Consider the following 25,113-nt stretch of genomic DNA (forward strand, 5'->3'; position numbering starts at 1 on the left):
ACACCGCGGCCAGCGGCGAGCCAATACCAATCTGCATCGGTAAGCGCCGCTGGGGCGGGATGATAATCTCGACTCTGATCCACACTAAGGATCAAGCTTGAAGACCTCATCTATGTTCAGGAGGCGGTACCAAAAATCACCTTTTCCGCAACAAACCTAACGATCGGCAAATATTCCTCGATGATACTTTCAGAGTCTGTTAATGGTATGTGGCAGTCTTCACGCTTGTAACGATCTGTTGAGTGGACAATTGCGTTTCTGACTTGCTTGAGAACTTTTGCCGTATTCGCCAACGCATGCGACTTATTAATAACAGCGTCTTTCTGCCCAAACAAAGTACGTGATTTCGTGTAGACTTTATCGCCACACCTTTCCTCAAAAGTTGTTATAAACTCGACTAAATCCTCTTCAGAAATATATCGCGCAAGCACGTTACGAAGCATTTCCGTCTCATCATTACGCGAATCATGCCCTCGAATTGCAGATATAACCTTATCTAGATTATTCCGAGTTGCGCGAAATTTAGTCTCATTCAGTATAGATGCCAAGCGATCATGAACCACCAGCTCTGAGACCTTAAGGAATTGATATTCCAAAACATGATAAAACGCTAGGAAACTTTGACTCGGAAAAGGACTCGCTTTAGCAAGTTTGTAATAATTTACAACAGTCTCATCATAATCCGCCTCCGACAGGCACTCGTCATCGACCACATCCCCCCAGAATATCGAGCGATTTCGCTTCTTCTTAGGCTTCCAGACCACCATGCAATCATTTTGCTCAACGGCGAGTTTGAAAAGTGCTCGCTCAATGACTCGTAGCGCTACAGCGCTCAAGCTTGGCTGTATCTTTCTACCTTTTGCAGAATAAGTAACTGTTTGAGGCATAAACAACAGCTGCTTCACCGTACGCCGTTTTATTCTGCTCGCAAGTCGACGTTTAATCCTTATCTCAAAAAACCTCTCATATTCTTTTGAGATAAAAAAGGCCACAGCAAATATTGAAGAGCAATCACCAACAGTAACGGTATTTTGCCCCTTATCCTTCAGTGTATACGACTCATTATATAAGCCAGCAGTAGCTAGACGCGAAACTTGCATCTCCACAGAATTATTTAAAACCAGCAGCCTAGACTCAGAGTCGTAGTTAACACTTCGCGCAGTAACAAATGCCTTATAACTGGCCTCCCACTCATCACTCACGGTGACTACAGTTACAAAGCCATCCTCAGCGGTGACCGTGATACTACTGCCTTCAAATTCGCAATTTAATCCTAGTTCCACAAAACGATTTTTAACCACTTCGACGAACGTCATGCCAGCTCCCTGATTACAAAAACAAGCGTTTTCCAAATATCCACGCAACGCAAACGATAGCTAAACGCCATACTTATACGAGAAAACCGCTGGTTAGATACGTATTTTTTTGCGTATGCCTATCCAGATACAGGCTTATTTTGCCTTTTTCGGGCTTTACGCTTGATAAGGAACACCCAAAATGCAACAGTATTAGTAGAACGCCCTAACTGATACAGGCACACATAATGTTCATCCGCGCATACCTCCGAGCATCCACCGAAGAGCAAAACGCCGGCCGCGCCCGCGCCTCGCTTGAGCAGTTCGCCAGCGACCATAACAAGGTCATCGCCAGCGTGTACCTGGAGAACGCCAGCGGCGCCACCGCCGACCGGCCGGAGCTGGTGCGCCTGCTGAAAGATGCGCGCAAGGGTGATGTGCTGCTGGTGGAATCGATAGACCGTCTCTCCCGCCTACCGGTTGAGGACTGGCAAAAGCTCAAGACCGCTATCGACTCCAAGGGCCTGCGCATCGTTGCGCTCGACCTTCCGACCAGCCACCAGGGAATGCAGGACACCAAGGGAGATGAGTTCACCGGGCGGATGCTGGGGGCGATCAACTCAATGCTGGTGGAGATGATGGCGGCCATTGCCCGTAAAGATTACGAGCAACGCCGAGAGCGCCAAGCCCAAGGAATAGAGAAAGCCAAGGCCGAAGGTAAGTATCAGGGTCGACCAGTCGATGCTGACCTTCACAAGCGGGTCACTGAGCTTCTTGAAGCAGGCCTAGGCATCCGTGCAACGGCCCGCCACGCCAATTGTTCGACAACCACAGTTTTAAGGATCAGGGATAAGGTATCCGCTTAAATCTAGAGCCGGGGAAGCGGCGGGAGAGGCAGCGGTGACAACGGCAGTGGAGGCAACGGCTTAGGGTCTAGTGGTACCGGTGGCGGTGGCGGACGATGCCCCATTGCAATTGCTGTCGTGCGCTGCGAGGAAGTCAGCGCGGGCCAGATCAATTGTACCTTGCTGAGCTGCATGGCCCTGAGGTCATCTTTATGCTGAGAGCGGCGCAGGCTTATCTTGAAAAAACTAGGGCTATGATCAATCTTTTCGACCTGCAGCCGCCAGAGCACCATGAAAGCGTACTTCGGCGATAAGTACTTGTTCTTTCTGTAATAAGCTAAAGCACCCACGAGGCGCTGATCGTTATCAGATTGCGCTAATTTCTCAAGTGAACGAATGCATGTAGCGTGCCTTGTATTTTGCAAAAGGCGTTCAAGCTTACGTTCCGCGTTTTTCCTAGAAAGCACCACACCATTTTCTCGGACAGAAACTCCGAATTTCAGGATGCAGCTCGATCCGACCCAGAGCGTTCGCCGGGTAGATGCGTTGGCAATTTCGTATTGGTACCTGAGAGCCTCATGATCACACAACTCGCACGTCTCAGTGGCGTGCTCATGATCAATCATTGCATCTGTTACGGACCATTCCTTCAACGCATCAGGTAGCGATTGACTGTGAGAGCAAGGAAGGACGTTAGCGGCGACACGGTCGGAAAAAGCATTCATGAGAAATCACCTATCCAGGGCTAACCGCCAAACAGCGGCTCATGGCGCATCCTTGCGAAAAGCTGATCTTAATCGGAAAAATGGGTACCCGCAAAAAAAGCCTCAGCTTGCTGAATGAAACAGAGGGTTTTCACAAGATTGCCGCTGCCACCCTGCTGTCACGAAGATCTCAGGCCGGCAAGGAAATGGCTCTAAGGCCTGAATTATATGGTGTCCCAGGGCCGGTTCGAACGGCCAACCTTCCCCTTAGGAGGGGGATGCTCTATCCAATTGAGCTACTGAGACACAAGTCGACCACGAGAACCGCGGTGCGAAGGACGGCGTGCATGTTAACGGTCGGCCCCGCGTTTGTCATGTTGTCCATGGCTTTTTAAGTGTAGGCAAATGGTACACCTCAGCCGGATCACAGGCCGAAGCAGTTGCGAATCCAACAGCCTTTTATCTACCCGTGGCAGGTTCACGCTAGTAAATCGGCCATTTGCCACTATGCTATACAAACCAAGGAGAGCACACGTCTTCGCCCTGCTCCGGTTATCCGCCGGACGGTATGGCACATAGACACGATGCGGTGGTCACAAATGCAGACCTGTTGATTTTTTCCAACCAGTCCGCATTTTTTGACGAAGGGTACTGGCATAACGCCTTTACCCGGATCAATATTTGTCACAGAATTGGCGCCAATGATCTGGCAATTTTGAGGCATGATGCGGGCCTCTTAACAATTCAGGTTGAACATTTGGCTAAGGGCCTTGTCCTATCGACATCCCGCGGCCAATCCCGAGAACCGCTCCCCTGAACTAACCGGTTAAATATATGCGCCCATTGAAACAGGCAGTTTATTCCAGCCGTACGGCTGACAAGTTTGTCGTACGTCTGCCAGACGGAATGCGGGAACGCATTGCCGAGGTGGCTCGCAATCATCACCGCAGCATGAACTCTGAAATCATCGCGCGCCTTGAGCAAAGCCTTATACAAGAAGGCGCGCTGGGTGAAGAGCTCAGCATGCGCCTGGACAGCCCAGAGCTGTCACTGCACGAGCGCGAGCTGCTGCAACGCTTCCGACAACTCTCCCATCGCCAGCAGAACGCCCTCGTTTCGCTGATCGCCCATGATGCAGAAATGGCCGCAGACGCGTCCTGATTACCCCAATATCTTAAAGCCAGCCTTGTGCTGGCTTTTTTTTGCCTGGGGTTTGGCCTCGATCTGGGTTTTCGACCCCCATAAAAAAACCCGCCAGATAGGCGGGTCTTTTTGATCAGCGATTCAGAGCAGGAAAATCGTCGCCAGCCCCAGGAAAATAAAGAACCCGCCACTGTCGGTCACGGCGGTGATCATTACGCTGGCTCCCATGGCAGGATCACGCCCCATGCGGGCCAGGGTCATGGGAATCAATACCCCCATCAACGCCGCCAACAGCAAGTTGAGCGTCATCGCGGCAGTCATGACCACTCCCAGTGACCAGCTGCCATAGAGCAGATAAGCCACCACACCGATCACCCCTCCCCAAACCACACCGTTGATCAAGGACACGGCCAGCTCTTTGCGCATCAGTCGCGACGTGTTGCCGGTACTGACCTGGTCCAGCGCCATGGCACGGACGATCATGGTGATGGTCTGGTTGCCGGAATTGCCACCAATACCGGCGACGATGGGCATCAACGCCGCAAGCGCCACCAGCTTTTCGATAGAGCCCTCGAACAGACCAATGACCCGAGAGGCGACGAAAGCCGTGATCAAATTGATCGCCAACCAGGCCCAACGGTTGCGCAGGGATTTCCAGACCGAAGCGAAGATGTCTTCTTCTTCGCGCAGACCGGCCATGTTGAGGACTTCGCTTTCGCTCTCCTCACGAATCAGGTCGACCATTTCATCGATGGTCAGACGGCCGATCAGCTTGCCGTTCTTGTCGACCACCGGTGCAGAAATCAAGTCATAACGTTCGAACGCCTGGGCCGCGTCATAGGCGTCTTCATCCGGGTGAAAGCTCACCGGATCGCTGGCCATGACCTCGGCGACTTGCTTCTCCGGATCGTTGACGAGCAAACGTTTGATGGGCAGCACGCCCTTGAGCACGCCGTCGTAGTCGACGACAAAGAGCTTGTCGGTGTGGCCCGGCAACTCCTTGAGACGACGCAGGTAACGCAACACCACTTCAAGGCTGACATCCTCGCGGATCGTCACCATCTCGAAGTCCATCAGCGCACCGACCTGCTCCTCGTCATAAGACAACGCCGAGCGCACACGCTCTCGCTGCTGGCCGTCGAGGGTTTCCATCAGTTCGTGGACGACGTCCCGCGGCAGTTCGGGCGCCAGGTCGGCGAGCTCGTCGGCGTCCATCTCCTTGGCCGCTGCGAGCAACTCGTGATCATCCATGTCGGCGATCAGGGTTTCACGAACCGAGTCGGACACTTCGAGCAGGATGTCACCGTCGCGATCGGCCTTGACCAACTGCCAGACCGTCAGACGCTCTTCCAGTGGCAAGGCTTCAAGAATGTAGGCGACGTCGGCGGAGTGCAGGTCATCGAGCTTGCGTTGCAACTCGACGAGATTCTGCCGGTGGACCAGGTTTTCCACCCGGTCATGATGCGGACCTTCCTGGCGATGCGTCAGGTCTTCAACGACCCGCTGGCGCTGCAGCAGCTCAACGACTTGAGCGAGACGATCCTGAAGGCTTTCCTGCGTTTTTTTTACTTCTACTTGGCTCATAGGCGAACTCCACTCCCAGCAGTGGAGCACGCCGGAAGGATCAATCAGTTAATTCATGATTGGCAAAACGAAATTTTGAGTAACTACTGGGTAAGTCCATGGATATATTCCAAAGCCCCGGCGGGGCTAACGGGCGCAATGATACACCGCCTGACGCTTTAAAACGTTAAAAAATCATGGCAAGAACAAGCGCTTGCGACACAAACCTGAATGCAGGCTTAACCTGTGTTCTTACGACGACTTATCCTGAAAAGAAAACACACGCCCCGGCGAAAATGTAGCGGCTAGCCTTCTCCTCTTCATCGTCAAGGAGGACGCGCGCATGTCTGTCAGCCACTATCTGTTTTTGCTCGCCACCCTGCTCTGCCAGCCCTTGTGGGCCGCAGGACAGACCGTCCATCGCTGTGAAAATAGCGCAGGGCAGGTAACATTCACGACACTGAGCTGCGCCCAGGGAGAGGATCTGTCGCTTCAGGAAATCCATCCCTTCAACGTGGGCACAACCGAACCAAAGACCCATGCAATGCTGCCCGAAGCGGAGTTTCGGCAAACATCCGGCAACAAAACCAATCGCAAGGAACCGACAGTGGTCGGCCAATTCGAAGACCGCTGTGGAAATGTGGTCAGCGCCAGACAACGCCGCGAAGCGATCATGAACAAGCGAATCGTCACTGGCATGAGCCAGCAGGACGTCGAGAGCGCTTTGGGTAAGCCGGACTCAATCAAAACCCGGAACTCGAGCACACGCTATACCTACAAGACAAAGAAAGGTCGCAGCGCCGAGATCGTGTTTGATGACAAAGGGTGTGTAAAAGGCAAATCGTAGACAGCAAAAAGCCCGCGTTAAACGCGGGCTTTTTGGTGTTTGGTGCACTCGACAGGATTCGAACCTGTGACCGCTCGGTTCGTAGCCGAGTACTCTATCCAGCTGAGCTACGAGTGCAAGTTGTGGTTTTATACCAGATCACAACTGGTTGAAGCCAAGTTATTTGCATTGCTGCAAACAACTCTTAAATGGTGCACTCGACAGGATTCGAACCTGTGACCGCTCGGTTCGTAGCCGAGTACTCTATCCAGCTGAGCTACGAGTGCATTTGTTGCCGCGCATTATAGGTCGTCAAATCCTTTTGTAAAGCGCTTTATTCTGTAAATTCAATCACTTACTGAACAAGCCAGGTTTTGACGCACTAAACGAATAATGGCGGAGAACGGGGGATTCGAACCCCCGACACCCTTTTGAGGTGTACTCCCTTAGCAGGGGAGCGCCTTCGGCCACTCGGCCAGCTCTCCGCAACACGGGGCGTATATTAACCACCTTCATCCCCGTTTGCAAACATAAAAATCGATAAAAATTAATGGCTTGGTTCGTCGTCCTTCTCTTTCTTGATACGCAGGTAAATTTCCTCCCGGTGCACAGCGACCTCTTTCGGGGCGTTGACGCCAATACGCACTTGGTTTCCTTTGACGCCAAGCACGGTCACGGTGATTTCGCCATCACCGATAATCAGGCTTTCTGCGCACCGACGAGTCAGAATCAGCATACCTTTCTCCTCACGCGATTCACTTAAGGGACAACAGTCTGCAAAAAAAAGGCATTGGACCGACAACCGAAACGGTCGCAGCCTACAGGCCTAGTATTGACCAGCGCGAGCAAAAGAACAGTTTTGGAACGCGCCATTCAAAAAAACGAAGGGCGCGGTATGACCGCGCCCTCAAGACAACGCTTTACTCGCCCTGTCGGGCAGCAGCGTCGAGCTCGAAAGCCGTGTGCAGGGCACGCACGGCCAGCTCCAGGTACTTCTCTTCAATCACCACGGAAACCTTGATTTCCGAAGTAGAGATCATCTGGATGTTGATGCTTTCCTTGGCCAGGGATTCGAACATGCGGCTGGCCACGCCTGCGTGAGAGCGCATGCCGACACCGACGATCGAGACCTTGGCAATCTTGGTATCACCCACCACTTCCCGGGCACCGATCTCGCCAGCCGTCTTCTTCAATACAGCTTCTGCGGCCTGGTAGTCGTTGCGGTGCACGGTGAAGGTGAAGTCGGTGGTGTTATCGTGCGCGACGTTCTGCACGATCATGTCGACTTCGATGTTCGCGGCACTGATCGGGCCGAGAATCTTGAACGCCACGCCGGGGGTGTCTGGCACGCCACGGATGGTCAGCTTGGCTTCATCGCGGTTGAAAGCGATGCCGGAAATGATCGGCTGTTCCATGGATTCCTCTTCATCGATAGTAATGAGGGTGCCCGGACCCTCTTTGAAGCTGTGCAGAACGCGCAGCGGAACGTTGTACTTGCCAGCGAATTCAACCGCCCGGATCTGCAACACCTTCGAGCCGAGACTGGCCATTTCCAGCATCTCTTCGAACGTGATCTTGTCCAGGCGCTGAGCCACAGGCACCACCCGCGGATCGGTGGTGTAGACACCATCCACATCGGTGTAGATCTGGCATTCATCAGCCTTGAGAGCCGCCGCCAACGCTACGCCGGTGGTGTCGGAACCGCCACGGCCAAGGGTGGTGATGTTGCCGTGCTCGTCCACACCCTGGAAACCGGCGACCACCACAACGCGACCTGCCTTAAGGTCGCCGCGAATCTTCTGATCGTCGATCTGCAGAATACGCGCTTTGTTGTGCGCGCTGTCTGTCAGGATACGAACCTGATTACCGGTGTAGGACACCGCCGGCACACCGCGCTTGATCAGCGCCATGGCCAGCAAGGCGATGGTCACCTGCTCGCCGGTGGAAACGATCACGTCCAGTTCGCGAGGAACCGGCTGCTGGTCGCCACTGACTTGCTTGGCTAGATCGATCAGACGGTTGGTCTCGCCGCTCATTGCCGACAGCACAACCACCAGGTCATCGCCCGCTTCACGGAATTTCTTAACCTTGTCGGCGACCTGTTCGATTCTCTCGACAGTGCCGACCGAGGTGCCTCCAAATTTCTGTACGATCAAAGCCATTTCAAAGCCGCCTCTGCCCATGAAGGGCGCCCAATAATCACTCAACAGCGGCCGGGCTCGCCACTAGACCGCAAGCCCGGAACACTGCCTTAAATACCCTGCTCTACAAATGCAACGGTCTGGGCCAGTGCCGCATCCAGTGCGCCGGCGTCGGTACCGCCGCCCTGCGCCATGTCCGGACGACCACCGCCCTTACCGCCCACTGCCGCAGCGGCCTGCTTCATCAAATCACCGGCTTTGAGTTGGCCAGTCAGGTCTTTGGTCACGCCCGCGACGAGAACGACCTTTTCCTCATGGACACTGCCGAGCAGGATCACTGCGCGGCCGAGTTTGTTCTTCAGCTGATCGACCAGCGCCAGCAGTGCCTTGCCATCCTGGCCATCGAGACGCACGGCCAGCACTTTGACACCCTTGACGTCCACGGCCTGGGCCGACAGATCGTCGCCTGCGGCGCTGGCGGCCTTGGCCTGCAACTGCTCGAGTTGTTTTTCCAGCAGACGGTTGCGTTCCAGCACAGCCGACAGCTTGTCGATCAGGTTGTCGCGACTGCCCTTGATCAGGTTCGCCGCTTCCTTGAGTTGTTCTTCGGCTGCGTTGAGGTACGCCAGGGCCGCCGCGCCGGTGACCGCTTCGATACGCCGCACGCCGGACGCCACGCCGCCTTCGCTGATGATTTTCATCAGACCGATGTCGCCGGTGCGGTTGGCGTGGATGCCACCGCACAGCTCCACGGAGAAGTCGCCCATGCTCAGCACGCGCACGCTGTCGCCGTACTTCTCGCCGAACAGCGCCATCGCGCCCTTCTGCTTGGCGGTCTCGATGTCGGTTTCTTCGGTTTCTACCGGAGAGTTCTTGCGAATCTCGGCATTGACGATGTCTTCCAGCGCCTTGAGTTGCTCAGGCTTGATGGCTTCGAAATGGCTGAAGTCAAAGCGCAGGCGCTGACTGTCCACCAAAGAGCCTTTCTGCTGGACGTGCTCACCCAGTACCTGGCGCAGTGCAGCGTGCAGCAAGTGGGTGGCGGAGTGGTTCAGCGACGTGGCGTGACGCACCTCGGCGTCGACATGAGCGGCCACCGGGGCGGCGATCATCAGGCTGCCCGAGGCCAACACGCCGTGGTGCAGGAACGCGCCGCCGGTCTTGGTGGTGTCGCGCACGTCGAAACGCGAGCTGCCGGCCTGCAGGTAACCGCTGTCGCCGATCTGGCCACCGGACTCGGCGTAGAACGGCGTCTTGTCCAGCACGATCACGCCTTCCTGGCCTTCGCTCAGGATGTCGACCGACTGCCCGTCCTTATAGATCGCAACGATCTTGGCCGAACCGGTGGTGCCAGCGTAACCGGTGAATTCGGTGGCCACGTCAACCTTGACCAGGCTGTTGTAGTCCATGCCGAAGGAGCTGGCGGAACGCGCACGCACCCGCTGGGCTTCCATCTCGCGCTCGAAACCTGCCTCATCGAGGGTCAGGTTGCGTTCGCGGGCGATGTCACCGGTCAGGTCCATCGGGAAGCCGTAGGTGTCGTACAACTTGAACACCACGTCGCCCGGCACCACGTCGCCCTTGAGCTCAGACAGGTCCTGCTCGAGGATCTTCAGGCCTTGCTCCAGGGTCTTGGCGAACTGTTCTTCTTCAGCCTTGAGCACGCGCTCGATGTGCGCCTGCTGGGACTTGAGCTCCGGGAAGGCTTCGCCCATCTCGGCCGCCAGCGCCGCGACGATCTGATAGAAGAAGCTGCCCTTGGCGCCCAGCTTGTTGCCGTGGCGGCAGGCGCGGCGGATGATCCGGCGCAGTACATAGCCGCGGCCTTCGTTGGACGGCAACACGCCGTCGGCAATCAGGAAGCCGCAGGAACGGATATGGTCGGCCACCACTTTCAGCGAAGCCTGGTTGTCATTGGTGCAACCGATGGCCTTGGCCGAAGCGCTCAGCAGGCTCTGGAACAGGTCGATTTCGTAGTTGGAATGAACGTGCTGCAACACCGCACTGATCCGCTCCAGGCCCATGCCGGTGTCGACCGACGGCGCTGGCAGCGGATGCAACACGCCATCGGCGGTGCGGTTGAACTGCATGAACACGTTGTTCCAGATCTCGATGTAACGGTCGCCGTCTTCTTCCGGCGAGCCGGGTGGGCCGCCCCAGATGTCGGCGCCGTGATCGTAGAAGATCTCGGTGCACGGGCCACACGGGCCCGTGTCGCCCATGGTCCAGAAGTTGTCGGAGGCGTAAGGCGCGCCTTTGTTGTCGCCGATACGCACCATGCGCTCGGCCGGGACACCGACCTCTTTGGTCCAGATGTCATAGGCTTCGTCATCGGTGGCGTAGACCGTTACCCAGAGCTTCTCCTTGGGCAGGTTCAGCCACTTGTCGGAGGTCAGGAAGGTCCAGGCAAAGGTGATGGCGTCGCGTTTGAAGTAGTCACCGAAGCTGAAGTTACCCAGCATTTCGAAGAAGGTGTGGTGACGAGCGGTATAGCCGACGTTTTCCAGGTCGTTGTGCTTGCCGCCGGCGCGTACGCACTTCTGGCTGCTTACCGCACGGGTGTAGGCACGTTTTTCCTGGCCCAGGAAGCAGTCCTTGAACTGGTTCATCCCCGCGTTAGTGAACAGCAGGGTCGGGTCGTTGCCCGGGATCAAAGAGCTGGAGGCTACTCGGGTGTGGCCTTGCTCTTCGAAGAAGCGAAGGAAGGCTTCACGGATTTCTGCGCTTTTCATTAGGTTCTTCCACGGAGGCTGCGGCCAAAGGCCTGTGCAAAACGTCAACAGACGAAGCAACGGCAAAGGGCCGCATTATATCGGCCCTTCGCGTGGGGTACAGCGTGTTTATGCGATAGAAACGGTCAATTGGGCCGCTGGATGGCTCAGTTACGGGAAAAGTCGACGAAAGTGGCGATCACTTGGTCGATTTGCGCCCCGCTCACGTCCATGTGCGTCACCAGCCGCAGCCGTGGCGCGGCACTGAGCTTGATGCCACGATCCTCGGCAAAGGCCTTGATCGCCTCGGCCCGCTCGCCCATTTGCACGTACACCATGTTGGTCTGCACCGGCTCGACCTCGTAACCCGCCGCACGCAAGCCCTCGGCGAGCCGCTGGGCATTGGCGTGGTCATCGGCCAGGCGCTGGACCTGATGCTCCAGGGCATACAACCCCGCCGCTGCCAGGATCCCGGCCTGGCGCATGCCGCCGCCGACCATCTTGCGCAGCCGGCGCGCCTTGCCGATCAACTCAGCGCTGCCGCAAAGGACCGAGCCAATCGGAGCGCCGAGGCCCTTGGACAGGCACACCGAGACCGAATCAAAGTATTGGGTGATCTCCCGGGCATCGACATTCAGCTTGACGGCGGCGTTGTACAGCCGCGCACCGTCCAGGTGTAGGGCCAGGCCATGCTCCTGAGTGAAACGCCGGGCCCGGGCCAGGTAGTCCAGCGGCAGGACCTTGCCCTGCATGGTGTTTTCCAGGGCCAGCAGGCGGGTGCGGGCAAAGTGGAAGTCATCGGGTTTGATTGCCGCGGCCACTTGTGCCAGGTCCAGAGAGCCGTCCACTTGCACCTCCAGAGGCTGAGGCTGGATCGAACCCAGCACCGCCGCCCCACCCCCTTCGTACTTATAGGTGTGGGCCTGCTGGCCGACGATGTATTCGTCGCCACGCTCACAATGGGCCATCAACCCCAGCAGGTTACTCATGGTGCCCGTCGGCACGAACAACGCCGCCGCGAACCCCAGGCGCCCGGCCAGTTCGGCTTCGAGGCGATTGACGGTCGGGTCTTCGCCATACACATCGTCGCCGGTAGGCGCGCTGGCCATGGCATCCAGCATGGCGGCAGAGGGTTGGGTGACCGTGTCGCTGCGAAGATCGATAACACTCATGAATCTGGCCTCGGGTTCAGGTGTAGGGAAATTCCTTTAGAAGGGCAATTACTGCGGGCATGGCGACGATTAATCAAGACCAGTCGTAGGAAAACACCACCGGTGTCTGAAAATTATTCAGAACACCTGTGGGAGCGAGCTTGCTCGCGATGGCGGTGGTTCAGCTTGCATCGATGCTGGATGTACTGCCGCCATCGTGAGCAAGCTCGCTCCCACAGGGGGTTATGTGTTAAAAAACCTCCGCTGCCACAAACCATGGCGGCAAAAACGTTCTCAGGGCGGGGCGCAACTCCCCACCGGCGGTAATTGCACGCAACGTGCATAGCCCGCGAGCGCTTGGCGGTACACGGTCTTTTGCGGTGTAGCGGCAAGGTCAGCAGACCCGGTGTGATCCCGGGGCCGACGGTCATAGTCCGGATGAAGAGAGAACGGGATTGACACCCAAGGGCCGATCGCGACTGTCTTGTACGCGGCGTACCCTCGAATCCCCTTCGATTCATGACGCCCTGTTTTTCACACAAACAGGAACCAGAACATGCAACCCACTGCAATCGACAGCAAGATCAAAAGCCACCCGGGCGAGCGCGTCGCGTTCATCCAGGCCTGCTGGCACAAGGAAATCGTCGACCAAAGCCGTAAAGGCTTCGTTGCGGAAATGATCATCCAGGGTTATCAGGAAAGCGATATCGACTTCTTCGAAGTCGGCGGCGCCTTCGAAATCCCGCTTCACGCCAAGCTGCTGGCCAAGTCAGGCCGCTACGCCGGCATCGTCGCCGCCGGCCTGGTCGTGGACGGAGGCATCTACCGCCACGAATTCGTCGCCCAATCGGTGATCAGCGGCCTGATGCAGGTTCAACTGGAAACCGAAGTGCCGGTGTTCTCGGTCGTGCTCACACCGCATCACTTCCATGCTGGGGAAGAGCATCAGAAATTCTTCTTCGAGCATTTTGTGCACAAGGGCCAGGAAGCGGCGAAGACCTGTGCCGACACCCTGCACAAGACCCGGGCGTTGCGCCGCAGTGAGCAGCGGGCGGTAGCGAGCTAAAAGCCACTAAAAAAACCTGTGGGAGCGAGCTTGCTCGCGATGACGGCGTGTCAGTCACCTTCAACTTCGACTGGAACACCGCTATCGCGAGCAAGCTCGCTCCCACAATGGCTCGGTGTGAGCTTCAGGCCAGGTTTTCATCCGTGGCCGGCACGATCAGAATCCCCGCCCGCAAGCCATTCTTGACCTTGGGATTCGGGAAGATAATCCGCGCGCCCTCTTCTTCGATGACCCAGCGGGTCTGGGCGATGTCTTCGGCCAGGACATAGCCTTTACCCAACTCCGAGAAGTTCTCGACGTCCGCCGGCAGGTTCAGGCGGAAGCTGTCGCTGTGCTTGATGATTTCCCGCGCCACGCTGAACAACTGCAGGCCGTCCAGCCCTTCGTCCAGCTCAGGTTCATTGCCTTCGATGATCTGGTGCAGGCGGGTTTCCAGCGGGCCGACGTTGACGCCGTCGTTCTCCCCGAACGGCCGGGCCTTGCCCAGCTCCAGGGTGAAGGACTCGGCACCGAGCTGGTCGTAGGTGTAGGCACTGAAGACGATGGACGGTTTGTTTTGCAGCAACACCGCCTCCATGCCCGCCGCACGCAGGCGCGCCAGTTCACGGCGTGAGTGCTGGCGACCTTCTTTCCACGGGTACAGGGCGAATTGCTCGATCTTCGAGCCGCGGATGGCGGTATGCAGGTCGTAATGCAAGCGACTGCGTTCGGGCCGACTGAAGAAACTGGCGGCCAGCCGCTCCAGCTCACAAGCCCGCAGCGCCTCGGCGCCACCGCTCAGCTCATGGCGGCCATTGAACAGCCGATTGACGTCCTGTTCGACGAAACGCTCACCGCGCCGAATGGCCTCGGGGTTGCCGAACAGAAACAGAATGCGTGCCCGAGGTTTCAAGTTTCCCCGGGCGATGTCATGCAGCAAACGGTCGAGCAGTTCGATGGGGGCGGTTTCGTTGCCGTGGATACCAGCCGAGAGCAGCAGGTCCAGGCCATTATCCCGAGCCTCGGGCGGCTTGACCTCCAGCGCCCCCTCGCTCAACCAGCGCATCCGTACGCCTTCGACAGTCAGTTGAGTCTTCTCCGCCGGTTCACGGCCGGCGAGGGTCAGTTCAAGCAATTTGCCGAGGGCGAGCATAGCGCGGTTTCCTTAGTGGTCGTGGCCGCAATCCGGGCCATGGACATGGTCATCGTCGCCGACGTCCGCCGGTTCCATTTCCAATTGCAGGCTGACCAGGTTGGTCGCCAATGGACGCAACAACAGGTTGGCGTATTCCTCGTCTCCTTCCTCGACTTCCACGCCGATCAGCAACTGACCACGGCCGTCCTGCTGGATCCACAATTCCTTGCCTTGCCACATCACCGCGACGCGGGTGCAGGAAGTTTCCAGCTGGGTACCGTCGGTGTCTTCAAGGATCAGTTGCAGGGTATCGCTCATGTTTTACGTTCTCGTCTGGAGATAAAGGCAACGCGCCCTACTTTGACTGTAGTCAGGTCGCGCGCGCTTTCAATTGATCTGGAAAGGATAAACCGCGCCAAGTTTAAGGATTTGTGTCAGTTCATCCAGTGCGCCACGGCATTCAAGCAGCAATTGCGGGTCCGCCAGATCGTTTTCGGTCATGCGGTCGCGGTAGTGCCGCTCGACCCATTGGGTCAGCGAATCGTACAACGGCGCAGTCATGATAACCCCTGGGTTGACGGCCGCCAGTTCGGTTTCATTGAGGGCCACGCGCAACCTCAGGCACGCCGGGCCGCCACCGTTCTGCATGCTCTGCTTGAGGTCGAAGACCTTCACTTCGCGAATCACCCCGCCCGCGCCCGTCAGGCTTTGCAGGTATTGCCAGACGCGCTCGTTGCTGCGGCACTCTTCCGGCACGATCAGCAGCATCGAGCCGTCTGGGCGCGACAGCAGCTGGCTATTGAACAGGTAGGAGCGCACCGCGTCATCCACCGTCACCGCCGAACGCGGTACACACACAGACTGAAATTTCCCACCGACCTTGGCGAGTTTACTGCTCAGCTCGGCCAACATCTTGTCGGTCTCGAGAAACGCATCCTCGTGATAGAACAATACTTCGCCGTTGCCTACCGCAATCACGTCGTTGTGGAACACACCCTGGTCGATCACCGAAGGGTTCTGTTGCGCGTACACCACACCCTCCTCCCTCAGGCCATGCAGGCGGGCAACGGCCTGGGAGGCTTCCAGTGTCTGGCGCGCCGGGTACTTCTGCGGTGCCGGGTAACGGCTGTCGAAGGCACTGCGCCCGTACACGAAAAACTCCACGCCAGCTTCGCCGTAGACGCGGCAGAAACGGGTGTGATTGGCCGCCCCCTCGTCGCCGAACTGCGCCACCGCCGGCAACGCGGCGTGGTGGGCGAAGTGCTGCTGATCGGCAAACATCGCCCCCAACACGCGACTGGTGGTTGGGTGTTCGATGCTGCGGTGGTATTTGCAGTTCAGGTTGGCGGCGGTGAAATGCACGCGCCCGTCGGCGGTGTCGGCACTCGGACTGACGGTGGCGGCGTTGGCCACCCACATGCTGGAGGCCGAGCAACTGGCGACCAACAGCGGCATCGCTTCTTTCGCAGCCCGCTCAATGACCTGGGCATCGCTGCCAGCAAACCCCAACCGGCGCAGGGCCGCCACGTCCGGGCGCTCCTGTGGCGCCAGCACACCTTGCTGGAAACCCATGTCCATCAGCGCTTTCATTTTCGCCAGGCCCTGCAACGCCGCTTCCTTGGGGTTCGAGGACTGCTGGCTGTTGCTTTGAGACGCGACGTTGCCGTACGAGAGCCCGCCGTAGTTATGGGTCGGCCCCACTAGACCGTCAAAGTTGACTTCATAGGATTTCATCAGCGAGGCTCCACGAGAATCTGTTTTTATAGGCATCAATTACAACCGCGTCGCGGCTATCGCGAGCAAGCTCGCTCCCACAAGGACAGTGCAAGACCCTGTGGGAGCGAGCTTGCTCGCGATCGGGGTTCACACCATTCTTACGCCGGGGGTCAGGGCAGCCGGCATGACAAGGCTCGGGGTCTCCAGGGAAGCCACCGGGTACGCGCAATAATCCGCCGCGTAATAAGCACTGGCGCGATGGTTGCCCGAGGCGCCGACACCGCCGAACGGTGCGCTGCTGGCGGCACCGGTCAGCTGTTTGTTCCAGTTGACGATACCGGCCCGGCTCTGCAGCCAGAACTGTTGGTAATGCTCCTGGGAATCCGAAAGCAGGCCCGCCGCCAGACCGTATTGGGTGTTGTTGGCCTCGGCGATGGCCGCAGGGAAATCCGTGTAGCGAATCACCTGCAGCAACGGTCCGAACAACTCTTCATCAGGACGCTCGGCCACCGCCGTCACGTCCAGGATTCCCGGGGTCAGCAAAGCCGCCTGGGCCAGGGGTTGGGTCATGGCCAGCAGCGCCACGGCACCGAGACCGAGCAAATGGTTTTGCGCATCCATCAGCGCCTTCGCCGCGCCCAGGGAAATCACCGAGCCCATGAACGGCGCCGGTTGCTGATCGAAGGCCCCCACTTCAATCGTCGAGCTGACCGCCACCAGGCGCGCCAGCAAGGCATCGCCCCACGCGCCTTGCGGCACCAACAGACGACGTGCGCAGGTGCAGCGTTGGCCGGCAGAAATGAAGGCGGACTGGATAATGGTGTAGACCGCCGCATCGACGTCCGCCACCTCATCCACCACCAGCGGGTTGTTACCGCCCATCTCCAGGGCCAGGATCTTGTCCGGGCGGCCGGAGAATTGTTGGTGCAACAGATTGCCGGTACGGCTGGACCCGGTGAAAAACAGCCCGTCGATGCCCGGGTTCGACGCCAGGGCGATACCGGTCTCCCGCGCGCCTTGCAGCAGGTTCAGCACGCCGGCCGGCAGACCGGCCTCGACCCAGCACTTGACCGTCAATTCGGCGACTTTCGGCGTGAGCTCGCTTGGCTTGAACAGCACACTGTTGCCGGCCAGCAGGGCCGGGACGATGTGGCCGTTGGGCAAGTGGCCAGGGAAGTTGTAAGGACCGAACACCGCCACCACACCATGAGGTTTGTGGCGCAGCACGGCGGTGGCGTCGCCCAGGGGGCCGCTCTTTTCGCCGGTCCGCTCACGGTAGCTCTGCACCGAAATGGCCACCTTGTTGATCATGCTGGTGACTTCGGTGGCCGACTCCCACAACGGCTTGCCGGTTTCCTCACCGATGCAGTGGGCCAGCTCGTCCGCGCGGCTCTTCAGGGCCGCGGCAAAGGCTTCCAGCACCTGGATGCGTTCATCCAACGTACGCCGCGCCCAGTCCGGGAAGGCCTGGCGGGCTGCCTGCACCGCCGACTCTACTTGCGCCGCCGTCGCGCCCTTGCCAGCCCACAGCACTTGCTGGGTCACCGGATTCAACGACTCAAAGAGGTCGCCCTGGCCTTCCAGCCAGCTGCCTGCGATGTACAGCGACTTCATTATTTCGACTCCCGAGCAGCAGACAACGCGACGGCGCGCACCTGATCGCCAGCGTTGAGTTGAAGACGTTTGGCGGTCAGCGGATCAACCACCAAAGTGCCAGCGGCGAAGCGCGCCGGTGCCGCCGTGATGCGGCAGTCTTCGCGCTTGCGGTTATGAATGAGGAACGGCGTGGCGTCGTCTCCCGGCGTGCCGATAGCCAGGACCAGCGCCTGGCTGTCGCGGATCGCGCGGATCTTGCCGGTTTCGCATTCCACGGCCGGGCCGGCGTCGAAGATGTCGACGTAACCCTGGTAGCTGAACCCTTCGCTCTTGAGCATCGACAGCGCCGGTTCCGTATCCGGATGAACCTGGCCGATCACGGCCCGGGCGTCTTCGGACAAGAAACAGGTGTACAGCGGGAACTTGGGCATCAGTTCGGCGATGAATGCCTTATTGCCCACGCCGGTCAGGTAATCGGCCTGGCTGAATTCCATCTTGAAGAAGTGCCGGCCCAGGCTTTCCCAGAACGGTGAACGACCACTGTCGTCGGACATGCCGCGCATCTCGGCAATGATCTTGTTGCCAAACAACTGCGGGAATTCGGCGATGAACAACAGCCGCGCCTTGGCCAGCATGCGGCCGTTGAGGCCATTGCGGTAGTCGGCGTGGAGGAACAGCGAACACAGCTCGGAATTGCCCGTCAGGTCGTTGGCCAGGAACAGGGTCGGGATTTCCCGGTAGATGTTCAGCTCCTGGGAGGCGCTGACCGTCAGGCCGACCCGGAAGTTGTACCAGGGTTCACGCAGGCCCACGGCGCCCGCGATGGCGGAAATGCCCACCACGCGGCCATCGTCGTCTTCGAGCACGAACAGGTAGTCCGCATCACCGCGCCCGGCTTCGCCGCGAAAGGTCTTCTCGGCCCAACCGACCCGATGGGCCAGGCGCTCTTCGTTGGCCGGCAAGGTGGTCAGGCCGGTGCCTGTGCTGCGGGCCAGGGCGATCAGAGCGGGTAAATCGCTGCTGCGTACGGGACGAACGATCATGCTATCTCCTCAAACGGGCCGCTTGCGCCACCCGCGAAACTCAGCTGTAAGGCGTTAAACCGCCACCAGACGCACGCTGGCGCCTTCGCCAACGCCCAGGGCTTCGGCCGCTTCCATGTCCAGCGTCACAGGCTTGCCCGGCGCGTAGTCGAGCTCGAGCAGCACGGCGCGGTAATCCTGCAATTGCGCATTGGCCACCAGGTATTGCCGGCCGGCGCCCTTGACCGGTTCGCCGATCTTGACCGGCACCACGCGGCTCTGGGCAATCGAGCGGATCCCGGAGACACGGGCATGCAGGGTCGGGCCACCGTCAAAGATGTCGATGTAGTGATCGGTCTCGAAACCTTCGCGCATCAGGATGTCGAAGGTGATCTGCGCCCGCGGATGGACCTGGCCCATGGCTTCCTGGGCGGCATCCGGCAACAGCGGCACGTAGATTGGGTAATGGGGCATCAGTTCGGCGAGGAACGTACGGCTTTTCAGCCCGCACAAGCGCTCGGCGGCGGCGTAGTTGAGGTCGAAGAAGTTGCGACCGATGGCGTCCCAGAACGGCGAATCGCCATTCTCATCGCTGTAGCCGACGATCTCGGTCACCACCGAATCGGCAAACCGTTCCGGATGGCTGGCGACGAACAACAGGCGCCCACGGGAATTGAGTTCCGACCACGGCGACCCGACCAGTTCCGGCACTACGTAGAAACTGGTCAGCAGGCTGTTACCGGTCAGGTCGTGGCACTGGGAGAGCACGTGGATCTTGTTGTGGATCTTCAGCTCACGGGAGGCGTGAACGAAGGTCTCATTGCGAAAACTGTAGAAGGGTTCGGAATATCCAGCCGAAGCGACAATCGCCGAACAGCCCGCCAGCTTGCCGGTGGCGGTGTCTTCAAGGACGAAAAAATAGCTTTCTTCACCATTGAAGCTGACTTCGGCGGCAAACGAGGCTTCGCTTGCGGCGATCTTGTCGCTCAAGCGTTCCACGTCATCCGGCAAGGAAGTGACACCGATCGGACTGTCCGCAGCCAGACGCTGTACCTCGCCCAGATCAGCCATTTGCGCGGGGCGCATCACCAGCATGGTGTCACTCCTTAACTTGAAATAAACGGTTCGACCATCAGGTCGATACACGGGAAATAACTAAACGAACACGCCGGTCCGCATTGCATCTGCGGCGGTCTTCGATTTTTCAGCCGCGGCAAGACTCCTGTGGGAGCGAGCTTGCTCGCGATAGCGGTGTGTCAGTCAACATTGATGCTGGCTCGTCCGACGCCATCGCGAGCAAGCTCGCTCCCACAAGGGATCCGGCTTCAGTCTTAGGCTTGCGTCAGCTTCGCCGCCGCTCGCTCGAAGCGGTCCAGGCCGGCGTCGATGTCAGCGTCTTCCACCACCAGGCTCGGGGCGAAGCGAATCACGTCCGGACCGGCTTGCAGAATCATCAAGCCTTCCTGTTCGGCGGCGTTGAAGATGTCCTTGGCCTTGCCCTTCCAGGCATCGTTCAGCACGCAGCCGATCAGCAGGCCCAAGCCGCGCACCTGGGTGAACAGGCCATACTTCTCGCCGATCTGCTCCAGGCGGGTCTTGAACTTGTCATGCTTGGCGTTGACGCCGGCGAGCACCTCAGGTGTGTTGACCACATCGATCACCGCTTCGGCCACCGCGCACGCCAGCGGGTTGCCGCCGTAGGTGGTGCCGTGAGTGCCGACGACCAGATGCTTGGCCAGCGCTTCGGTGGTGAGCATCGCCGCGATCGGGAAACCACCGCCCAGGCTCTTGGCGCTGGTGAGGATGTCCGGAATCACGCCGTAATGCATGTAGGCGAACAGGTGGCCGCTGCGGCCCATGCCGGTTTGCACTTCGTCGAACACCAGCAGCGCGTCGTGGGCATCGCACAGGTCGCGGGCGCCTTGCAGGTAAGCCAGTTCCGCCGGCAGCACGCCGCCCTCGCCTTGGATCGGTTCCAGCACCACGGCGCAGGTCTTGTCCGAAACAGCCGCTTTCAAAGCCGCCAGGTCGTTATAGGGAACGTGGGTGATGCCAGTAATTTTAGGACCGAAACCGTCGGAGTACTTCGATTGCCCGCCGACGTTGACGGTGAACAGGGTGCGACCGTGGAAGCTGTTGAGCGCGGCGATGATTTCGTATTTTTCGCTGCCGAACCGATCGAACGCGACACGACGGGCCAGCTTGAAGGCGGCCTCGTTGGCTTCGGCGCCGGAGTTGCAGAAGAACGCGCGCTCGGCAAAGGTTGCGTCGATCAGCTTATGGGCCAGGCGCAGGGCCGGCTCATTGGTGAACACGTTGGACACGTGCCACAGCTTATTGGCCTGCTCGGTCAGTGCACCGACCAGCGCCGGGTGGGCGTGGCCCAGTACGTTGACTGCGATACCGCCAGCGAAGTCGATCAACTCGCGACCGGACTGGTCCCATACGCGGGAACCGGCACCCCGCACAGGGATGAAGGCAGCAGGTGCATAGTTGGGAACCATCACCTGGTCGAAATCGGCGCGTTGTACCGCGGCTTGCTCAACGGACATCGGAGTCTCCTGAAGAGGAACACCCGCCTGGAACTGGCGAGCTTGGTAAGGATTGTAAGGACAGTTTTCAGCCCGGCCTTGCCGCCAAGCGACAACTTCTTATAGCGCCAACCCACGTTTTCCGCGGGTTTACGGCAATGCGACAAATAGCGTCGCAAAGGCGCAGTTTAAACGTTGCCAAGGGATTTGAGGGGCCTGCATCCACATTTCTGCTGCCAGGCAAAAAACACCTGTGGGAGCGAGCTTGCTCGCGATAGCAGTGGGTCAACTGCAAATTAGGTGGCTGATACACCGCTATCGCGAGCAAGCTCGCTCCCACAGTTTTTTGTGTTGACTGCCCTATTCGCAGCCTTGCCGCCTAGCCCCGCTCGGACGGCACCGATGACAATTCGAACGGGCTGCTGCTGCGGCGCTGGTTGCGATCTTCCCGCGGCGTGGCGCCGAAGAAGTTGCGGTAGGCGCTGGAGAAATGCGGCCCCGAGGAAAACCCGCAAGACAGGCCAATCTGAATAATGGATTTGCTGGTCTGCATCAGCATCTGCCGGGCCTTGTTCAGGCGCAGTTCCAGGTAGTACTGGCTGGGCACACGATTGAGGTACTGCTTGAAAATCCGCTCCAGTTGCCGACGGGACACGCACACATGCTGGGCGATCTCATCGGTGGTCAGCGGCTCTTCGATGTTGGCTTCCATCAGCAGCACGGCTTGGGTGAGCTTCGGATGGCTGGAGCCGAGACGGTTCTGCAACGGGATGCGCTGACGCTCGCCACCTTCACGGATCCGCTCGACCACCAGCTCTTCCGACACGGCACCGGCCAGTTCCGCGCCGTGATCCCGGGCCAGCACCGCCAGCAACAGGTCGAGCACCGACATGCCACCGCAGGCGGTCAGGCGATCGCGATCCCAGTCGAACAGATGGCTGGTGGCGATGACCTTGGGAAAACGTTCGGCGAAGTCGTCCTGCCAGCGCCAATGCACGGCGGCGCGGTAACCGTCGAGCAAACCCAACTGCGCCAGGGGATAGACACCGGCGGACAAGCCACCGATCACACAACCGGCACGCACCAGTTGCTTGAGGGCGCTGCTCAGGGGCGACGCCAGCGCGGTCGGTGGTTCATCGGCCAGCAGGAACAGCTTCTGGAAACCCTCGAGCTTGCCGGCCCAGGGCTCGCCCGGCAGCTGCCAGGCACCTTCGACTGGCGGTTCGGCCTGCAAGAACGACAGCTCGTAGACCACATCCGGATGCACCCGCTGAGCGACACGCAAGGCCTCCTCGGCCAGCGCCAGCGTCAAGGCTTTAGTGCTGGGCCAAATCAGGAAACCAATTCGATGGGCAGTCATGGCGGGCAATCCGAAGCGAAAACAGTGTTAAAGCCAAAAGCGGCTGCAACCAAATTAGACCATCTGGCGCGCGGTGCGCAGCATGACCTAAATCAGGTGCGAAACGGGAGCGATTACTTGAGGCTGCCCGAAAGAAATTGCTGCAGGCGCTCCGATTGCGGGTTGACCAGCACTTCGCGTGGATTGCCGCTTTCTTCGACGATGCCTTTGTGCAGGAACACCAGCTGGTTCGAGACTTCACGGGCAAAACCCATTTCGTGAGTCACCACCACCATGGTCCGGCCTTCCAGGGCCAGGGCCTGCATCACCTTGAGCACATCGCCCACCAGCTCCGGGTCGAGGGCCGAAGTCGGCTCGTCGAACAGCATCACTTCCGGCTCCACCGCCAACGCCCGGGCAATCGCCACCCGCTGTTGTTCGCCGCCGGACATGTGGCCCGGATAGGCGTCCTTGCGATGGGCCACGCCGACCTTGTTCAGGTAATACTCGGCCTTTTCGCGAGCTTCGGCCTTGGAAACACCCAATACATGCACCGGTGCTTCCATGATGTTTTCCAGCGCGGTCATGTGGGACCACAGGTTGAAATGCTGGAACACCATCGACAGCCGCGAACGCATGCGCTGCAGTTGCTTGGCGTCCGCGGCCTTCAATGCGCCGTCCTTGCCAGCCACCAGTTTCAGCTCTTCGTTGTTGAGCAGAATCTTGCCGGCATGGGGTTGCTCGAGCAGGTTGATGCAACGCAGGAAAGTACTTTTGCCAGAGCCACTGGAGCCGATGATGCTGATCACATCGCCAGCGGCGGCTTTCAGGGACACGCCCTTGAGCACTTCGTGACTGCCATAGCGTTTATGCAGGTCTTGGACTTCAAGCTTGTACATGCGGTCGGTTCTCACAAAACGTCAGTCGTTGAGCAGTCGATCGGATCGATGCGTTATCAGTGCTTGCGCGGCGCCAGGTAACCCAGCCAGCGGCGCTCGGCCAGCTTGAACAGGCGCACCAGGATGAAGGTCAGGCACAGGTAGAAAACGCCGGCCGTGATGTAGGCCTCGAACGGCAAGTAATACTGCGCATTCACTGTACGCGCGGCACCGGTGATGTCGATCAGGGTCACGATGGAGGCCAGGCTGGTGGTCTGCAACATCATGATCACTTCGTTGCTGTATTGCGGCAGCGCCCGACGCAAGGCCGACGGTAACAAGATCCGGCGATACAACTTGTAGCGCGACATGCCCATGGCCTTGGCCGCTTCGATCTCACCATTAGGCGTAGCCCGCAGGCTGCCGGCGATGATTTCGGCGGTGTAGGCGCTGGTATTGATAGCGAACGCCAGGCACGCACAGAAGGTCGCGCTGGACAGCCACGGCCAGAGGAAGCTCTCGCGCACGGCTGCGAATTGTGCCAGCCCGTAGTAGATCAGAAACAGCTGCACCAACATCGGTGTGCCGCGAATCACATAGGTGTAGAGCCAGGCCGTCATGTTGATGACCGGCTGCTTGGACACGCGCATCAGCCCCAGGGGCAGCGCCGCCAGCAGGCCGAAGAACAGCGACAGGGCCAGCAGCTTCAGGGTGGTCAGCAGACCACTGAAGTACAGCGGCAAGGCTTCATAGATGACGTTGTAGTCGAAGATCATAGATCAGCCGCCCTTACGCCTACCGAGTAGCGCTTCTCAAGGTGACGCAATGCCAGCAACGAGACACTGGTGATCACCAGGTACATCGCCGCCACTGCCAGGAAGAAGGTGAAAGGCTCGCGCGTGGCATCTGCCGCCTGCTTGGCCTTGAACATCATGTCTTGCAGGCCTACCACCGAAATCAGCGCGGTAGCCTTGGTCAACACCAGCCAGTTGTTGGTGAAGCCCGGAATCGCCAGGCGAATCATCTGCGGCACCAGCACCCGGAAAAACACCTGGAACCCGTTCATGCCGTACGCCATGCCCGCCTCGGCCTGGCCCTTGGGGATCGCCATGAACGCGCCGCGAAAGGTTTCCGACAGGTACGCACCGAAGATGAAACCCAGGGTGCCGATACCGGCCGCCAGCGGGTTCAGGTCGATGTAGTCGTCATAACCGAGCATCGGCGCCACGCGGTTGAGCAGGTCCTGGCCGCCGTAGAAAATCAGCAGGATCAGCACCAGGTCGGGAATGCCGCGAATGACCGTGGAATACAGGTCACCCAGCCACGCCAGCCAACGCACCGGCGAGAGGCGCAACGCGACGCCGATCAGCCCCAGGACGATGGCCAGGGCCATGGACGACAAGGCGAGCTGAAGCGTCAACCATGCGCCATCGAGGATGACAGCCCCGTAGCCTTTCAACATGATTCAGGTC

Annotated in this window: 22 protein-coding genes, 4 tRNA genes and 1 riboswitch; of the genes, 4 read left to right on the plus strand and 22 right to left on the minus strand. The window is 58.9% G+C overall.

Going from position 1 to position 25,113, the window contains the following annotated elements; genetic code table 11:
- Nucleotides 1–116: 116 nt before the first annotated feature.
- Nucleotides 117–1,316, minus strand: coding sequence for a hypothetical protein (locus tag QNH97_RS21780; RefSeq protein ID WP_283553860.1), 1,200 nt, complete (start codon nucleotides 1,314–1,316; stop codon nucleotides 117–119).
- A gap of 227 nt (nucleotides 1,317–1,543) precedes the next feature.
- On the opposite strand from QNH97_RS21780, the gene QNH97_RS21785 reads away from it, so the two are divergent.
- Entirely contained in the window at nucleotides 1,544–2,161 is a 618-nt protein-coding gene (locus tag QNH97_RS21785; protein ID WP_283553861.1) for a recombinase family protein, read from the plus strand.
- Between the two features lie 2 nt (nucleotides 2,162–2,163).
- Here QNH97_RS21785 and QNH97_RS21790 read toward each other — a convergent pair whose 3' ends face one another.
- Both QNH97_RS21790 and QNH97_RS21795 read right to left on the minus strand, forming a co-directional pair.
- On the minus strand, nucleotides 2,164–2,865 hold the full coding sequence (locus tag QNH97_RS21790; RefSeq protein WP_283553862.1) for a hypothetical protein: 702 nt from the start codon (nucleotides 2,863–2,865) through the stop codon (nucleotides 2,164–2,166).
- 208 nt (nucleotides 2,866–3,073) lie between these two features.
- Nucleotides 3,074–3,150: transfer RNA gene (locus tag QNH97_RS21795), tRNA-Arg, on the minus strand.
- A gap of 528 nt (nucleotides 3,151–3,678) precedes the next feature.
- Between QNH97_RS21795 and QNH97_RS21800 the strand changes: the two genes are divergently transcribed.
- On the plus strand, nucleotides 3,679–4,005 hold the full coding sequence (locus tag QNH97_RS21800) for an Arc family DNA-binding protein (protein WP_077048487.1): 327 nt from the start codon (nucleotides 3,679–3,681) through the stop codon (nucleotides 4,003–4,005).
- A 123-nt stretch (nucleotides 4,006–4,128) separates the two neighbouring features.
- Here the strand turns inward: QNH97_RS21800 and mgtE are convergent, their stop codons facing one another.
- A complete protein-coding gene (gene mgtE, locus QNH97_RS21805) occupies nucleotides 4,129–5,571 on the minus strand; it encodes a magnesium transporter (RefSeq protein WP_283553863.1) in 1,443 nt (480 codons plus the stop codon).
- 322 nt (nucleotides 5,572–5,893) lie between these two features.
- On the opposite strand from mgtE, the gene bamE reads away from it, so the two are divergent.
- A complete protein-coding gene (gene bamE / locus QNH97_RS21810; RefSeq protein WP_283553864.1) occupies nucleotides 5,894–6,397 on the plus strand; it encodes an outer membrane protein assembly factor BamE domain-containing protein in 504 nt (167 codons plus the stop codon).
- A gap of 40 nt (nucleotides 6,398–6,437) precedes the next feature.
- On the opposite strand, the gene QNH97_RS21815 is transcribed toward bamE, so the two are convergent.
- The 7 genes from QNH97_RS21815 to ltaE form a co-directional block, all read right to left on the minus strand.
- A tRNA-Arg gene (locus QNH97_RS21815) sits at nucleotides 6,438–6,514 on the minus strand.
- A gap of 72 nt (nucleotides 6,515–6,586) precedes the next feature.
- Nucleotides 6,587–6,663, minus strand: a tRNA-Arg gene (locus QNH97_RS21820).
- Between the two features lie 107 nt (nucleotides 6,664–6,770).
- Nucleotides 6,771–6,861, minus strand: a tRNA-Ser gene (locus QNH97_RS21825).
- A 62-nt stretch (nucleotides 6,862–6,923) separates the two neighbouring features.
- Nucleotides 6,924–7,112, minus strand: coding sequence for a carbon storage regulator CsrA (csrA, locus tag QNH97_RS21830; protein WP_003178872.1), 189 nt, complete (start codon nucleotides 7,110–7,112; stop codon nucleotides 6,924–6,926).
- A 184-nt stretch (nucleotides 7,113–7,296) separates the two neighbouring features.
- Entirely contained in the window at nucleotides 7,297–8,538 is a 1,242-nt protein-coding gene (locus tag QNH97_RS21835; protein WP_283553865.1) for an aspartate kinase, read from the minus strand.
- An 89-nt stretch (nucleotides 8,539–8,627) separates the two neighbouring features.
- On the minus strand, nucleotides 8,628–11,249 hold the full coding sequence (gene alaS / locus QNH97_RS21840; protein ID WP_283553866.1) for an alanine--tRNA ligase: 2,622 nt from the start codon (nucleotides 11,247–11,249) through the stop codon (nucleotides 8,628–8,630).
- A gap of 146 nt (nucleotides 11,250–11,395) precedes the next feature.
- Entirely contained in the window at nucleotides 11,396–12,400 is a 1,005-nt protein-coding gene (gene ltaE / locus QNH97_RS21845; protein WP_283553867.1) for a low-specificity L-threonine aldolase, read from the minus strand.
- Nucleotides 12,401–12,665: 265 nt separating this feature from the next.
- Nucleotides 12,666–12,834, plus strand: a riboswitch (FMN riboswitch).
- A gap of 101 nt (nucleotides 12,835–12,935) precedes the next feature.
- On the opposite strand from ltaE, the gene QNH97_RS21850 reads away from it, so the two are divergent.
- A complete protein-coding gene (locus QNH97_RS21850) occupies nucleotides 12,936–13,445 on the plus strand; it encodes a 6,7-dimethyl-8-ribityllumazine synthase (RefSeq protein ID WP_265029409.1) in 510 nt (169 codons plus the stop codon).
- A gap of 124 nt (nucleotides 13,446–13,569) precedes the next feature.
- Here QNH97_RS21850 and astE read toward each other — a convergent pair whose 3' ends face one another.
- The 11 genes from astE to QNH97_RS21905 all read right to left on the minus strand — a co-directional run bounded on the left by astE (nucleotide 13,570) and on the right by QNH97_RS21905 (nucleotide 25,103).
- Entirely contained in the window at nucleotides 13,570–14,577 is a 1,008-nt protein-coding gene (gene astE, locus QNH97_RS21855; protein ID WP_025215102.1) for a succinylglutamate desuccinylase, read from the minus strand.
- Between the two features lie 12 nt (nucleotides 14,578–14,589).
- Nucleotides 14,590–14,877: a topoisomerase II gene (locus QNH97_RS21860; RefSeq protein WP_283553868.1), complete on the minus strand. Its 288-nt coding sequence runs from the start codon at nucleotides 14,875–14,877 to the stop codon at nucleotides 14,590–14,592.
- A gap of 69 nt (nucleotides 14,878–14,946) precedes the next feature.
- On the minus strand, nucleotides 14,947–16,293 hold the full coding sequence (gene astB, locus QNH97_RS21865; protein WP_283553869.1) for an N-succinylarginine dihydrolase: 1,347 nt from the start codon (nucleotides 16,291–16,293) through the stop codon (nucleotides 14,947–14,949).
- Between the two features lie 129 nt (nucleotides 16,294–16,422).
- A complete protein-coding gene (astD, locus tag QNH97_RS21870) occupies nucleotides 16,423–17,892 on the minus strand; it encodes a succinylglutamate-semialdehyde dehydrogenase (protein ID WP_283557528.1) in 1,470 nt (489 codons plus the stop codon).
- Nucleotides 17,889–18,914, minus strand: a complete 1,026-nt coding sequence (gene astA, locus QNH97_RS21875; RefSeq protein WP_283553870.1) for an arginine N-succinyltransferase — start codon at nucleotides 18,912–18,914, stop codon at nucleotides 17,889–17,891. Before astA ends, astD begins: the two co-directional genes overlap by 4 nt.
- Nucleotides 18,915–18,968: 54 nt before the next feature.
- On the minus strand, nucleotides 18,969–19,988 hold the full coding sequence (gene aruF, locus QNH97_RS21880) for an arginine/ornithine succinyltransferase subunit alpha (RefSeq protein ID WP_003178851.1): 1,020 nt from the start codon (nucleotides 19,986–19,988) through the stop codon (nucleotides 18,969–18,971).
- 236 nt (nucleotides 19,989–20,224) lie between these two features.
- Nucleotides 20,225–21,445, minus strand: coding sequence for an aspartate aminotransferase family protein (locus QNH97_RS21885; protein ID WP_283553871.1), 1,221 nt, complete (start codon nucleotides 21,443–21,445; stop codon nucleotides 20,225–20,227).
- Nucleotides 21,446–21,803: 358 nt separating this feature from the next.
- On the minus strand, nucleotides 21,804–22,784 hold the full coding sequence (gene argR / locus QNH97_RS21890) for a transcriptional regulator ArgR (RefSeq protein WP_283553872.1): 981 nt from the start codon (nucleotides 22,782–22,784) through the stop codon (nucleotides 21,804–21,806).
- A 113-nt stretch (nucleotides 22,785–22,897) separates the two neighbouring features.
- On the minus strand, nucleotides 22,898–23,662 hold the full coding sequence (locus QNH97_RS21895; RefSeq protein WP_283553873.1) for an ABC transporter ATP-binding protein: 765 nt from the start codon (nucleotides 23,660–23,662) through the stop codon (nucleotides 22,898–22,900).
- Nucleotides 23,663–23,718: 56 nt separating this feature from the next.
- Nucleotides 23,719–24,417, minus strand: coding sequence for an ABC transporter permease (locus QNH97_RS21900; protein WP_283553874.1), 699 nt, complete (start codon nucleotides 24,415–24,417; stop codon nucleotides 23,719–23,721).
- Nucleotides 24,414–25,103, minus strand: coding sequence for an ABC transporter permease (locus QNH97_RS21905; protein WP_003178836.1), 690 nt, complete (start codon nucleotides 25,101–25,103; stop codon nucleotides 24,414–24,416). The genes QNH97_RS21900 and QNH97_RS21905 overlap by 4 nt, the downstream gene beginning before the upstream one ends.
- Nucleotides 25,104–25,113 lie beyond the last annotated feature (10 nt).

Origin of the sequence: Pseudomonas sp. G2-4, assembly GCF_030064125.1 — a bacterium.
Taxonomy (GTDB): domain Bacteria; phylum Pseudomonadota; class Gammaproteobacteria; order Pseudomonadales; family Pseudomonadaceae; genus Aquipseudomonas.